This window comes from Pseudarthrobacter sp. NamE2 (assembly GCF_005796205.1).
GTDB lineage: Bacteria > Actinomycetota > Actinomycetes > Actinomycetales > Micrococcaceae > Arthrobacter.
Map to the genome: position 1 here is coordinate 12104 of NZ_VAHN01000022.1, position 13829 is coordinate 25932.

General features: G+C 60.6%; 12 protein-coding genes and 1 pseudogene. 5 read left to right on the plus strand and 8 right to left on the minus strand.

Annotated features, from left to right (window positions below; translation table 11 throughout):
• The first annotated feature begins 14 nt into the window (after positions 1–14).
• Both FDW83_RS18060 and FDW83_RS18065 read left to right on the plus strand, forming a co-directional pair.
• On the plus strand, positions 15–1745 hold the full coding sequence (locus tag FDW83_RS18060; protein WP_138139462.1) for a hypothetical protein: 1731 nt from the start codon (positions 15–17) through the stop codon (positions 1743–1745).
• Between the two features lie 385 nt (positions 1746–2130).
• Complete coding sequence (locus FDW83_RS18065) at positions 2131–2730, plus strand: recombinase family protein (protein ID WP_138139463.1); 600 nt, start codon at positions 2131–2133, stop codon at positions 2728–2730.
• Between the two features lie 79 nt (positions 2731–2809).
• Here the strand turns inward: FDW83_RS18065 and FDW83_RS18070 are convergent, their stop codons facing one another.
• The 5 genes and pseudogenes from FDW83_RS18070 to FDW83_RS18085 form a co-directional block, all read right to left on the minus strand.
• The gene (locus FDW83_RS18070; protein WP_205754697.1) at positions 2810–4288 is read right to left on the minus strand and encodes a hypothetical protein; all 1479 of its coding nucleotides are present in this window, start codon (positions 4286–4288) and stop codon (positions 2810–2812) included.
• Complete coding sequence (locus FDW83_RS18075) at positions 4263–5234, minus strand: hypothetical protein (RefSeq protein WP_205754698.1); 972 nt, start codon at positions 5232–5234, stop codon at positions 4263–4265. Before FDW83_RS18075 ends, FDW83_RS18070 begins: the two co-directional genes overlap by 26 nt.
• A gap of 356 nt (positions 5235–5590) precedes the next feature.
• Positions 5591–6043: a plasmid pRiA4b ORF-3 family protein gene (locus FDW83_RS18080; RefSeq protein ID WP_255469952.1), complete on the minus strand. Its 453-nt coding sequence runs from the start codon at positions 6041–6043 to the stop codon at positions 5591–5593.
• Positions 5943–6245 carry a plasmid pRiA4b ORF-3 family protein gene (locus tag FDW83_RS19685; RefSeq protein WP_255469953.1) on the minus strand — a complete coding sequence of 101 codons (303 nt, stop codon included), beginning with the start codon at positions 6243–6245 and terminating at the stop codon, positions 5943–5945. Before FDW83_RS19685 ends, FDW83_RS18080 begins: the two co-directional genes overlap by 101 nt.
• A gap of 14 nt (positions 6246–6259) precedes the next feature.
• A pseudogene (locus FDW83_RS18085) lies at positions 6260–6492 on the minus strand (ATP-binding cassette domain-containing protein); the annotation flags it as partial.
• A 369-nt stretch (positions 6493–6861) separates the two neighbouring features.
• Here FDW83_RS18085 and FDW83_RS18090 point away from each other — a divergent pair.
• Complete coding sequence (locus tag FDW83_RS18090; protein ID WP_138139464.1) at positions 6862–7986, plus strand: serine hydrolase; 1125 nt, start codon at positions 6862–6864, stop codon at positions 7984–7986.
• A gap of 99 nt (positions 7987–8085) precedes the next feature.
• Here the strand turns inward: FDW83_RS18090 and FDW83_RS18095 are convergent, their stop codons facing one another.
• Positions 8086–8301, minus strand: coding sequence for an NAD(P)-dependent oxidoreductase (locus FDW83_RS18095; protein ID WP_138139487.1), 216 nt, complete (start codon positions 8299–8301; stop codon positions 8086–8088).
• 501 nt (positions 8302–8802) lie between these two features.
• Between FDW83_RS18095 and FDW83_RS19620 the strand changes: the two genes are divergently transcribed.
• Positions 8803–10188, plus strand: a complete 1386-nt coding sequence (locus FDW83_RS19620; RefSeq protein WP_240721045.1) for a metallophosphoesterase N-terminal domain-containing protein — start codon at positions 8803–8805, stop codon at positions 10186–10188.
• Entirely contained in the window at positions 10175–11434 is a 1260-nt protein-coding gene (locus tag FDW83_RS19625; protein ID WP_240721046.1) for a calcineurin-like phosphoesterase C-terminal domain-containing protein, read from the plus strand. The genes FDW83_RS19620 and FDW83_RS19625 overlap by 14 nt, the downstream gene beginning before the upstream one ends.
• A 411-nt stretch (positions 11435–11845) precedes the next feature.
• Here FDW83_RS19625 and FDW83_RS18110 read toward each other — a convergent pair whose 3' ends face one another.
• Together FDW83_RS18110 and FDW83_RS18115 are read right to left on the minus strand one after the other, a co-directional pair.
• A complete protein-coding gene (locus tag FDW83_RS18110) occupies positions 11846–12973 on the minus strand; it encodes a Gfo/Idh/MocA family protein (RefSeq protein WP_138139465.1) in 1128 nt (375 codons plus the stop codon).
• A complete protein-coding gene (locus tag FDW83_RS18115) occupies positions 12970–13725 on the minus strand; it encodes a sugar phosphate isomerase/epimerase (protein ID WP_138139467.1) in 756 nt (251 codons plus the stop codon). The genes FDW83_RS18110 and FDW83_RS18115 overlap by 4 nt, the downstream gene beginning before the upstream one ends.
• Between the last annotated feature and the right edge of the window lie 104 nt (positions 13726–13829).

The following is a 13829-nucleotide window of genomic DNA, read 5'->3' on the forward strand; positions in this document are numbered from 1 at the left end:
CGAGGAGGCGGCCCATGTCGAACAATACGCCTGCAACAATAAAATCCGCTATTGAAGCTGCGAAGAACTTGAAGGAGACGCTGGAAAGTCTCGGGGCCAATGGTGCAGCAGTAACTGAACCCCAGTCGGGCAGCGATACACCACGTCCCACGGAAGCAGCGGATATAGCCGCTCGAGCCCGTAAGAACTACGACGGACTTATTCGATGGATACTGGGCGTGTTCGCCGCCATCGGCCTGTTAATCTTTGGCTCCGTTCCCTTCGCTGATCTTGAAAATGTCGACATGCGGGATGGCGCCGGCCTTGGTCTTTTCATAGCAGGGGTTGGATTAATTGTCGTGGTGTATGCGGCAACCAGCGGTTTTGAGCTCCAAGACGCCAGTCTGGGCGAACTTAAAAGTACTCTTGGGGATCCTCCAAAACCCGCGAGCACAGACGCCGCGGGGCAACCTGTTTTGCAAGCAGACGCCGCGGGGCAACCTGTCTTGCAAGCAGACGCCGCGGGGCAACCTGTCTTGCAAGCAGACGCCGCCGGGCAACCTGTCTTGCAAGCAGACGCCGCGGGGCAACCTGTCTCGCAAGCAGACGCCAAGAAAGGCACTGCCAATAGTGCTACGGAAAAAGGCCCATATTCGAATGGTCCTAATGCTCCTAGGTGGTGGCGGTGGCTATGGATCGCCGCTCCTAGACGCGCTTCCCACGAACTGTGGGAGACGCTTTACGGCCCGGAGAGTGAAGCCCATTTGGGTCCCGGAGTTACAAGTGTCAGTGGACTAATATCTAAAATCGGTCAGCTCGAGAAAGAAGTCATGGCCGACGAGACCGGCGGGAACGAATCGTCGATCGCACTAAAAGCAATTGGGGATCAAGCCAGAGTCGAACTTCAGGTCGCCGAAAAAGCTCTGGCGGAGCTACGTCGACAACAAGATGATGCATCTGAAGAGCGTAAACCTCAAATTTCAGCGGAAATCCGCGCCCAGGAGGAAAGGTACCGCGGGCTGGTGGACCTCTTGCCTACCTCTGCAGTTGTTAAGAAGGCAGGCCAAACCGCGGTGAAGCTGCGAGAGCGCGAAAGGTATCTCTGGCATCGCAGATTGCTCCTGGAAGAATCAGCTGTTGCCCAGTTGAGGGGAACTTTTCGCCTTGTCCGAGGCTGGCTCGCTATAGGGGCTGGCCTCATACTCGTCGGCGGCGTGCTTTATGCCTACGCAGTGAGCAACCCCGAAGATAAGGGACTCAACAGTCATGTCCTCGTCAACGTTCCGCAAGGTACCGAGGCGTGGAAAGCCCTGGAAAAGTGCAGGTCTGACGAGGGAGACATTGTTGGAATGGACGCCCTACTTCTGTCGTCTGACGATGCGGACGGCTTGCAGAACGGTCCGTTTACCTTCGTCGCCATCCCGGGGACATGTGCCGGAACGAAAGTAGAAATTGGAGAAGGCGGGGGTGCGTATCAGCTTGCGCCTACGAGCAGTGCAGAGAAAGCGGCGGCAGGGGGCGAAAGCGCAGAAAGCCCGCTTGTGACCGTCACTATCAAAGCCAATTCTCCCGCTTGGCGAGCAGCTGTTGGTTGTCGCCCAGAGGATAGTACAGATGACTTGACAGGACTTGTAGCTCTCCTCCGGAGTTCAAGCGACGGTGATGCAAGAACGGACGGTCCTTTTGCCATCGAGACGGCCGATCGCCGATGCGCAGGCCTTGACCTTAATGTCGGTGATGGAGACGGCACTTACAGCCGTCAGTGAAAAGACGGAATTTTGTTCACGTAGTTGGCATTCAGTGCCTCACTTCACCGAGACTGTGGAATCGGTGTAGAAAGACAATGCGCTCGAGGCATCGTCCTCCTCCCCGCTGGCGCTAACAGGCACCTCGTCAAGCAAGAAGCTACCGCCCCTCCCCCTTCGTGACTTAGCGGCCTAAGCGAGAAATATCTTCTAAACCGATAGCCGACGTTATGTAAGTAGAGGGCTGCGTATGGCATGAGATGCATCATCTGCGCGCGCGTTCCCCGCCGCGGCCGCAACTCACATACTCACAGGTACTCAGCGCGCCCTTTGTAGCAGAGCTGACTCTTGACGCTCCTCCCGGATGTCTGGACAATTCCACGCAACTAAGAGTTGGAGGGCGGTCATGGTTGGTCAGCGTATCGGTTACGTCCGGGTCAGCACCCTTGATCAGAACGAGCAACGCCAACTCGAGGGGCAGGTTCTCGATCGAGTCTTTACGGACAAAGCTTCCGGCAGGGACACTGCGCGGCCGCAGCTGACAGAACTGCTTCGGTTCGCCCGCGACGGGGACACAGTCGTGGTGCACAGCATGGACCGGCTTGCCCGCAACCTGGATGACCTTCGTGACCTCGTTCAAGGGCTTACGAAACGAGGGGTACGTGTCGAGTTCATCAAGGAGCACCTCGTCTTCACTGGTGAGGACTCCCCCATGGCTAACCTCATGCTCTCGGTCATGGGAGCCTTCGCCGAATTCGAACGCTCCCTCATTCGAGAGCGTCAGCGGGAAGGCATCGCCTTGGCCCAGCAACGCGGCGTGTACAAGGGAAGAAAGAAGACGCTGACACCGGAACGGGCAGCCGAGCTGGTCCAACGCGCGGGCAGCGGAATCCCGAAAGTCGTCCTCGCCCGTGACTACGGAATCAGCAGGGAAACGGTCTATCAATATCTCCGCCACGCCAATGGAATGCATCCAAAGCAGCTTCCTCCCACGCAGCTTATTTAGAGGGCCTACCGTCGCGTCTGTCCATCCACACTGCAAGAATGGCAAGGACTCAGGACCACCTTTGTTCCGAGCGTGAAAACTAGTCGAGAAAATAGGCGTGAACCTTCTCGTCGGAGTCCAAAATTTCGTCTGCAGGCACATCCAGCCGTCGTGCGAGTTCGGCTGATCCAATGAGTGCGACCTGCACGTCAGGCGAGAAGGCTCGTTCGAGTAAGCCGAGATAGTCGGACATGCCTCGATCCAAGTTCTCTATGAGCTCCTGGTACTCGCCGGCGAGCTGCTCGTTGAGCACGCGCTGCTCGCTAAGGTAGCGTTCGATCAGCTCGGCCTCTCGCTTGGAGAGGGATGATGCGGCCGCCTTGTACATTATTGTGCCGACCGTGTTGCCGATAACGGCGCCGAGTACTGGAACTGGGATGAGCGCCTGGCCGACAAAAGACGACAGTGCGCTCACCGCGGCTTCCAAGGCGACGAGCTCGGAGTTCTCGATGAACTCGAGCTGGTCGATCTCGCCACAGCGGAGCTTATTCGCCTGGTCTGCGATACCGAAGGCGACGGTGACAATGGAGCTTGCGACGGCCGCTGATGTGGCAGTGAAGTTCGTCAGCGTGTAGATGCTGAGGCCGCGTACTCCGCCTTTGACGAAGCTGAAGCCGGTCTCTCCTGCGATGTCGATCCAGTCCTGCTCGCTGAACTCTTTGAGCCTCTTGCCTTCACGACGCTTGGCGGCCACGGCCAGCACGAAAGCTGTACCGCCCTCAACCACGGCGGCTGCGAGTGTGGCTTTTGCTCCTTCTCGCAGGTTTGGCAGGCTCTCTTGATAAGCGTTGTCACGAAGTGACTGGTCGGTGGAACGGAGGGAGGCTTCCTCGGCCGCCATCGTTGACTCGTAAACGCCCCTCTGTACCTCGTGGTACTTGAGCGTCGATGGTTCGAGCGCTTCAATACCGATCGATCCCTCTTGGAAGAACACATCGATTCGTTGCCAATCCCTAAAGGAGGGGCCGTCGCCGCTGCGCGACAGGAGCTTTCCCGCTTCTTCAGGCGACATGGAATACAGTTCCTTGACCACCTCGAAGTAATCAGCGGGTACTTGGTACTTCCCGCCGTTCTGCACAAAGTCGGGATACTTCTCGAGGTGTTCGGTAATTGCTCCAAGGGAGAAGCGGCCACCTGCTGCGACAAACTTTTGCTGGATCTCCACCCCACTGCGGATTAGGTCCACAGGTCCGTTGTCGTTCACCCATTGGTACACCGACTCCTGGCCGAGAATCTGTTGCCGGGCATTGGAGATACCCACCTCCGCGATTTCCGCGATGAAGCCGTGCATACCGTGCTGTCCGCCGCGATTGGCGGTGACCACCTCAAGATCGATCTTCCGAATAGCTTCATCGATGCTGGTGAGTGCGTTCAAGAGGTTCTCGTCCTGCTGGCTGAAAGAGCTCAGCAATTCGTCAATGCGGAGTTGATTGAGGTAGTTCACCCATGAAGCGACCGCCTGCTCCTGGTTGCTCCTGACCAACTTTGGTATGTCATTCATCAGCTGCATTCCGCTCAATTCGGCTGTTTAAAAGTGCTGCACACGACCTCGTATTGTTCACGAGGACACCGAGTTTCTGCTGCTGGGAATCGGAGAGCGAACGGAAATCGGCGCCAAAGTACGGCAGGGCTTCGCCGTAGCACTTCACCAGCTCTACACGAAGCGTGGTTGTCTTCTGCAGGAGGTCCCCGATCTTCGCATCATCGCTCTTGACCGACGCGGAGTTGCGCTTCACCGCAGCAAGCGCCTCCTGCTTTGCCCCCAGATTGTCGAACTTCTTCTTGGCGAACAGCGCGATTGACGCGAGGAGGGTGGCTCCTGCGACGGTCCATCCAACGGGGCCAGCCAGCGCCAGTAAGGCGCCGCCTGCCGCGGTGCCTCCACCTCCGGCAGCCAACGCGCCGCCTCCGAGCCAGGCAAGAGCAGCGTTGCTCGCAGCGGCTCCGGAGAGAGCGGAGATTGCGGTACCAGTTGAGGCAGTGCCGAAAGTGGTGGCGACCCACATCGCGGCCGTCGGCGCCACGCTCGCGACTGCAGCTCCCGCGGCAAACCCAGCGCCGGCGCCGGCAGCAGACTGCTGGGCAGCTTCCAGGTCCTTCCGGGCGAACTCCTCCGCATCCAGGAACTCGGCCTTGTGGTCGCCAATCTCACCGAAGGACGTCTCGAACGACTTCGGGGTGTTGGCGATGCTGTTCACCAACAGCTCGACGAACTCGATCAGGTCCGCTGACCGTTCGCGCTGGCCCAGGAGCGAAAGCCCCTTGTCACTCATCGCAGCGAAGGCAGCGTTGTACTCCGCTATCGCCTCCTCGTAGGCGTCCGGCGCCTTCACGGCCATTTTATCGACTGTATCTTTGGCGGCTTCCTTGACGCTTTCAACCTGCTCGATGAGCTGCGTCGACGCACTTCGAAAGACCTTGCCAATGCCCTCTATGGCCTTGTTCACGTCGACTTGTTCAGCCATCGTTATCCCCCAACTCGATTGCGGTTTTGCTTCCCCGAAAAGGTTACCGACTGCCGCTGACAATCTGGACGTTCTGGCGTGCCAGGTACCCGGTCTCACGTGTAAGGCACAGCGGAGCCGGTAACCAGGAGCATCACACCCCGGCCAACCGCTATTTCATGGGAGTTTCACCGTCTCCAGCCCGCCATCCAGGACCCGCAACTGACTGCGCAGTGTTCTTGCCATGGCAATGCCTCCTATGCAGCTGCGCAGAACACGCGTCTACTCACCAGCCTTACAGAACGTCGGTTATCGGCTCTCGGGAAACAGTCGGGGAGTGTCCGCAGAAGGGGTAGTTTTCTGCCACCGTTCGAGCATTACCCGCGGAATTCCGGGGTCAACTGCTCAGCCAGCGCCCCGTTGACGGCGGGGATGTCCAGGAAGGCCGGGTCGAAGGGCGCATTGGAACCGGTTATGTCCGCCACCCATTCAAAGCGTTCGCCGTGGTCCGGATGTGACTGGTCGGCCAGGGCGTCCATGATGTCTTCGTATCCGGGAAAACCTCCGGAGTCTTCCAGCGGGCCGCGACGGGCACCGTCGATCAGCCGGGCCGGCGGAGTGCATTTATCCGCGGGACGTTGGGACACCAGCTCGAGCCGGTGAAGCCAACTGTCGCCGAAGTCGTATTCATAAAAACACCGTGCCCGCCGCACCCAGCGCCACAGTTGGTCAAGCGAGAAAGCCTCCTCGGGCCTGTCGTCCGGTTCTTCGCACTCCTGCTGGGGAAGCCACTGCGGGGTTTCCGGAATTTCGCCGTTGACCGGCCGCAAAGGGGTAATCGGCTGTGAACCGGTGCAGGTGCGCGTCCTCCCAGCCAGAGGCTGTTTGCAGGACCTGGTGGACCTGGTCCAAAGTCAGGGAGTCGCGGATCTCCAGTTGCCGCCAAATTTCGGGCTCGCTTTCGATTAGCTCCACACGGACCACCAAAATCGACTCCAGTCCGATGCCTTTGCCGGCCTCAAGTTTGTCCATGCCGAATATTCTCTCAGGCCCCGCTTCTCTGCCAGATACCCGAGGCACCCGAGGCGTGCCCCGTCCCGCGGCTCGAAGGGCCTTCCCGCCAATGTGCAGGATACCGGCGGTGTTCTGGTAGATGCCCAGCAGCGCCCGCAGCGTCGTGGTCTTCCCTGACCCGTTGCTGCCCAGGATAGCCGAAGGTTTCCCCGGCCCGTACGTCGAAGGACAGGTCCTTGATGACCCTGGTGTTTTCGAAATCCACCCGGAAGTCCTTGATGTGCACAAGCGGCTCCGCCGCGTCCCCCCAACATCATGCTGCCAGCCCATCTTTGATGCGGGATTGGTCCTTCACAGTAGGCATGCGTAGAGGACGCAGGACACCGGGTGCCTCAACGCAACGTTCCCGCTGACGGCGCGGCTACAGCTGCGGCGTGTTCAGAGCAGGCAGCCTTGCCGCAATCGCTCAACTCTTTCAGGTCCAATCAGACTCTTCAGGAACATAATTGGAAGTGGGCTGGGAGACACATTCTCGGAGAGGAGTGGTCATGATCCGAGCCCTGCTTCGCAATGTGAATATCGTCCACCTGTCCGCGGGCGACCGTCCGGGCAATCCTTACGGCCGGGTTTCGAAGTGAGGACGAACGCCGCCGTGGTGGCCGTAACGCTTGTACTTTCCGGCTGCACGTTCGGCACCCCTGATGAAACGGCCACCACGCCTGCTGTGAAGCTAGCCCCGGAGTTGGAAGCTTTCGCACAGGATGCCCAGGCCCACGGGGCACCTGCAGTGGTCTTCCATGTCCGGAACCGAGACCAGGAAGAGCTTAAGGCTGTCGGGGTAAATGACCTGGAATCCAACAGGAAGGCCGTGCCCTCGGACAAGACGTGGATCATTGGGGCGGGTACACCAATGGTGGCCGTGTCCGTGATGAAGCTGGTGGAAGCGGGCGCGGTCCGCCTGGACGACCCCATCTCCGCTCACCTGCCCGAGTTCACAGGCATATTCCCGGCGTGGGACCGGGTGACAGTACGGGACCTGCTGGGCAGTACGTCCGGCTTGCCCGACTACTTTCCACCCCTGATTGAATCCAGAACCCTGGACGAACTCCAGACAAACGGAATGACGTTCGAGGAGCGGCTTCGAATCGCAGCGGAGGTGGACCTGCCTCCTGGTCCGGTTTCCTACTTCGCATGGTCGGCAACGGACTGGGAAGTTCTGGGCTGGCTGCTGGAACGCAAGCACAATCGCAGCCTTGCAGAAATTCTCGCCGAAGATGTGTTTGAGCCGGCAGGAATGAGCAGCACCCACCTAGCGGCAGTGGGGCAGCCGCCAGAACCCATGCTGCATGGGTACGTACTGGACGGCGGGGCCAGGCGCGATTTCACGCGCGTAGACGCGGTTGCCGGATCAGCCGACTCCGGAGTCATCTCATCGGTTGAAGACCTCAGCAAATTCGTTGCGGCACTCACGACGGGGCGGCTGCTTCACGAAGACACGTGGAAAAGCATGGTGGAGGCCACACCGCACCCTTTGGGAGGCATCCGTCCAAGCAACGACATCTGTCCCGGTGCCCGCCATATCATCGTGTCCGGCGGGGGAGGTCCATACAGTGTCCAATCCGTTTCCTCCGAGGACGGTCAACAACAGGTAACGGTAGCTACGGTGCTACCGCCCCAGGAGCTGAACGTCACTGACCCGCCTTTGCTCGTCCCGGAGATGGCAGACGCCATACAGCAAACAGCCAAGAGCATCTGCTAGCTGGAAAACGCCTTAGCCCCCTCCACCCGAAGGAATGACGGAGGAAACGACATGGCCGGGCAACACAAATCCGTTGATGACTACATCGCTTCCCAACCCTCAACGGTTCAGCCCGTCCTCAGGGAAATACGAACCAGAATCCATGCCGTGCTGCCCGGAGCCGGGGAAATGATCAGCTACGGAATACCGACAATCACCATCGGCGGGCGCTACGCCGTCGACGCTAGGGAGCGGCTCGGTTTCGGTCACGTCCAGGGCTGCGCCGCCAAGGTGAGACTTTTCCAGGCTTCGTAGGAGCGCCTCTTCGTCGATGATGCCGCGTCTATACCTGGGGCTACATCGAGATGTAGATGTGTTGCCCGGGTGATAGCTTGACGGAAGGACTCACAGTTAGGCCTGCGCGGGAATCAGTGCCCGATGGTCCCCGACTACCGAAAGTATCGCACCGAGACGATTGGCCCTGGTCCACGCCTGTTGGTACCAGCCACCCATACTCAAAACACTCCGCCTACGCACTTATTATCGGCGTCCATGATCAGCGTGACGGAATATCCCCTAACCGGCGTCCTGAGAGGTGCTCGACGCGGATAAGACGCTGCTGCGCCAGGCCCTGTTAGCGCTCACTTTGCTTATCCTTCGGATTTCATTCATTTGATTCGGAAAATGTCGACAGTGGTCTCGCCGAACGGGCGGCAATCCAATCACTCCCACAAGAGGTTCAATTCGGTGTATCGGTCTCCTTCCTTGCAACCAACCCGGCGGTCGCGGCCGCTGGGTATAACTTCAGGCGCTCTGGCTTTGCTGGCCACCTGCGCCATGTTCAGCCCTGCTGCCACCGCCGCTCCAGCCCCGGCCGTGCAACCCGACCCGGCGCTGGTCACTGCGCCCCTGCAGATCACCGAATTCACGCCGGATACGTCCAACGTGGCTACTGCGGACGGATTCGAGTTCATCGAGGTGTACAACGCTTCTTCCGAGCCTGTCGATTTCAGCGATTACACCCTTCGCTACCTCTACCCCCGCGCGGATCTGACCAACTCCAATGTGGTGGACTGGCCGTCGGTGCCCCGTGACGTCTCCATTGCACCAGGTGGGACCCTGGTCTTCTGGATCAAGAACGGCCAGAACGATTCATTGACCGACGCTGATTTCAACGCCAGGTTCGGTTCCTCCCTGGTCATGGGTGAGAACCTTGTCGAGGTTTTCACCGGGGGCATGGCCAACGGGTCACCGCGCGGGCTGGAGATCGCCACGAACACCGGCTTTGGCCTGAACCGCGCCTACTACAACCTTGACGGTGCCGACAACACCTCCGCCAATCAGGGCATCCAATTCGCGGTCAACCCTGAGGACCTCTCCCGGCAGATGCTGACCGGATTAGCTGCAGCTTCGCCCGGCAGCGTCACCCCGAACCAGGTTCCGGCAGGGCTCATGGTGCCTCCCGCCGACTCGGTGGCACCGTCGGTGACGGACGCGACAGCACAGAGCGTCAACCCTGCGGCAGACTTTTCCTTTGAAGCGACCGCCACTGACGACCAGCAGGTCCGCACAGTCACCCTTCACCTGCGCAGTGACCTTGAGCGGGAATTCCAGACCCACTATTTAAAGGCCGGACAGGACGATCGCTACGAGCACATCCTTCACGTGTTCGACCCGGCAGACAAGCTCTGGTACGAGTACTACTTCACCGTCTCGGACGGAACAAACACGGTCAAGACCGAAGTCCGGCGCGTCACCGTCGAAGGTGCCGACAGCGCACCGGCAGAATCACGCTGGGCTGCCTCCGCCTACCGAGGCGGCGTTGAGGTCGTCAGGGCTGCCGAGGCCGACCAGCAGATTCTCGATGGCACCGTGTTCCATGACAGGAACAGGAACTCGACTCAGGATTCCGGTGAGCCGGGGCTGCCCGGGGTGACGGTTTCCAACGGGCGCGACGTCGTTTCCGCCGACGGGCAAGGCCGCTACGAACTGCCGGCCTTTGACAATATGACCGTCTTCGTTACCCAGCCGCGCGGCTACCAGGTGCCGGTGGACGAGGACAACGTCGCACAGTTTTTCTATAACCACCTGCCGGCTGGCTCGCCTGCTATGAAGTATGGCGGCATCGCTCCGACCGGAGCACTGCCTGAACAAGGTGAACTTCCCGCTGGCCAAGAGCGGTCTTACCCAGTCTCAGGAACAGCACTGCGTGCTCGGCGCTGACGTTCAGACGTACGACCAGGAAGAAGTCAGATTTGCCCGTAACGGTGTCTTCGCTGACCTCGCCGGCCGCACCGACTACGCAGGCTGCGGCGCCCTGTTCCTGGGCGACATCGTGGACAATGATTTGTCCCTCTACTCGCAGACCCGCAATCTGACTTCATTGCTCAACGGACCGGCCCGCTTCCTGCCCGGCAATCACGATCTCGACTTTGACGCCCTTGACGGCGAGCACGAGTTCGACACCTTCCGCGCCCAGTTCGGCCCGGAGTACTACTCCTACGACTCCGGCAAGGCCCACGTCGTCGCACTGAGCAACATCGTGTATCCCGGCCCGTCGGGCAACAAATACGACTCCGGCATAAGCGACCGCCAGCTGGAGTGGCTCCGCGCCGACATTGCCTCTGTGCCCGAGGACCGGGTCATCGTCCTGGGCGCCCACAGCCCCCTGCTCGAGTTCTTCTACAGCGACACCCACTCCACGGAGCCGCTAAAAGAGATCTACGAGATTCTTGAAGGCCGTAAGGTGATCTCCCTAGCCGGGCACACGCACATGTCGGAGAATCTGCGCGAGGGCGACCTGATGGCCGGCTGGACCGATAAACTCGGCCAGGACGGCCTGCCATTCACCCACCTGACTGTCCCGGCAGTATCCGGCCAGTGGTACGAGGGACGCATCCTCGAGGAGGGTTACCCCAGCTCGGTGCAGCGTGACGGCACCCCTCCCGGCTTGCTCACCCTGGATATCAAGAACACGGAATTCCGCGAGCGTTTCACCGCCACCGGTGACGACGGTTCCGACCAGATGGCCTTGGGAATCAACTCCCCCACCTACCGGACCTGGTACGACACGTACAAGGACCGGCGCGGATCGGCTCCGGCCCCACTGAACCTGAACGCCGTGGCCCAGTGCGAACTTGGTGAGACCTGGCTGACCACCAACTTCTGGATGGGTGCCACCGGCTCGACCGTGAAGGTATCCATTGATGGCGGCCAGGTTGTAGAGGCCACACGGACGCAGTCGATGACCGCCGACGACATCCCGCGGATCGGCGCCGAGTACACCGATCCAGTCGCGAGCCTTGAGCAGCTGGTGCACGGCGGAGGCCTCCACGACCGCACCTCCCATCTGTGGCGCCTGAAGCTGCCGGCCGGCTTGGCCATCGGCGAGCACACCGCCACCGTCACCGCCACCGACGTTCACGGACGGGAATTCACCGAGACGCTCACCTTCGAGGTCACCGAATAGCCCTTTGTAAGTACGACGTCGCAGTCCGTTTATCTCCGCCCGTCGCGGCCATCTTGGAAGGACGGGGCTCACGGGCTACAAATCACGGCACAAGGTGATCGTCGGCGAGAGAAACCCATAGCTCCACATCGGAGAGTTGCCAAATTTGCAGGTAGACAATGCCGGAGTCGGTCACGTTGACCAAGCTGTGCGACGAACAGCCGCTGAACAAACAGAGCAGCACCCGATGAATCCGCCGGTAATCCTAGCACTCGCACTACCTGACGGAATATCCGTTATCGACGATCCGTCTGAGTTCTCGTTTGCAGCACCGGCGTCCCGGCCCACGACGACCTTCTGCTCGAAGGCCTGGACGGGTGTTGGTGTGCGGGTGCGGTCATGAGCACTCCTGCTTGCTCCCTGCTTGCTGGACTAGATAGTTGCGGTTTCCGGTGCCCAGTCCTCCGGGAGGGCGGGCGAATCGGGGGCCGAGCTTTCGACATCGACGAACGTGCCTGAGTCGATGGACTCCGATATGGAAACCATCGTGTCGAGCACGTGGTAGGCGAGCTCGCCTGTGGCGCGATGCGGGACACCTGCCCGGATGGACCGGGCCATGTCCAGGACGCCCATGCCGCGGCCGTTGGCAGGCCCGGTGGCCGGGATGGTGGTCCAGTCTTCGTCGCCTATGCGCCAGAGTTTGATGTCGCCGGTGAAGTAGTTGGGGTCCGGCAGGGACATGGTGGCCTCGGTGCCGGTGATCTCCACGAAGCCCATCCGTACGCGGGGGGACTCGAAGGAGAAAACGCTGTGGGAGGACGCGCCGGATTCGAATTGGGCCATCGCGGAGACGTGGGTGGGAACCTCCACGGTGAACTCTTCGCCGGCCTTGGGGCCGGAGCCGATAATCCGGACATCTTTGGCCTTGGACCCCGCGGCGGCCACCTTGCGGATGGAACCGAACGCCTGGATGAGGGTGGTGAGGTAGTAGGGGCCCATGTCGAACAGAGGGCCTGCGCCGTACTGGAAGAGGAAAGCGGGGTTCGGGTGCCAGGACTCGGGGCCGGGGGTCTGGAAGGTGGTCATGGCCGTAAGCGGCGTTCCAATCTCTCCGCGCCGGATCATCCTTAGCGCTGTCTGCAGGCCGGCGCCCAGGAACGTGTCCGGCGCGCAGCCGAGGCGAAGTCCCGCGGCGTCAGCAGTCTTCAGGAGCCCGGACCCGGATTCGCGATCCAGGGAGAAGGGCTTCTCGGTCCAGACGTGCATACCGGCGTTGACCGCGGCGGTGGCTACTTCCACATGGGCCGCCGGGATAGTGAGGTTGACGATGATCTCGACGTCGGGGTGGCTCAGCGCTTTGTCCACCCCGCCCCACTCGGCGATGCCGTATTCCTGGGCCCGGGCCTTGGCGGCTTCTTCGAAGAGGTCCGCGATGACATGGACCTTCAGGTCGGGGAACACGGTGAGGTTGTCCAGGTACTGCTTGCTGATGTTGCCGGCGCCGATGACGCCGACGCCCACCGGGCCGCTGCGGCCCTCCTTGGCTGCGGAGATGCTCATACGATGGCTCCTTCGGCCGCGGTGCTGCTGTTGGTCAGGAAGGCCAGGCTCTGAGCGATGCCCTCGAAGATGTTGCCTTCGTAGTCGTCGAACTCCACTACCCCTACCTCGAGCGATTTTGCGGCTGCGATAACGTCCAGGACCGGGACCTTGCCCTGGCCAGCCGGCTGCTGGGCTTTGTTGTCCTTGTTCAGGGGGCCGTCCTTGATGTGGATGAACCTCACCCGGTCACCCAGCCGGCCCAGAAGCTCCACGGGGTCCTGGCCGCCGACGGCTGCCCAGTAGGTGTCCACCTCCAGAACCAGATCCGGATTCAGCAGGGACTCGAAGTACTCCAACGCCGTCCGGCCCTCGATCATCGACTCCAGTTCCCAGGCGTGGTTGTGGTAGCCCACCCGGATGCCGTACTCCGCCCCCTTCTTTGCCGCTGCATTGAGCTTTGCGGCCGTGGCCTGGATGTCTTCGTCGTTCTCCCAGTGCTCGGCGGGAAGAAACGGATCAATGACAGTTCCGATGCCCAACTCCTTCGCTGCCGCGAAGATCTCGTCCTGGTCCTGGCTCATCAGCGGCGCGTGACCGGACGGGGCGGTGAGGCCATTCTCCTTCAAGGCGGCGCCGAGCTCTCTGGCCGTGGCCACAAAGTTGTACGGCTCCACCTGGTTAAAGCCGATCTCCGCCACCTTCTTAATGGTGCCCGTGAGATCCTCGGAGATGGCATTGCGAAGGGTGTAAAGCTGAAGAGAGTACGACATGAGTCTCCTGAATTGCTGTCTGAACGATGTGCCCTAGGTGCCTGAAGTCTTGGGTAAAGGGGGTGCCCCGGCCTGTTGACCGGGGCACCCCCTTACGAGTCCGC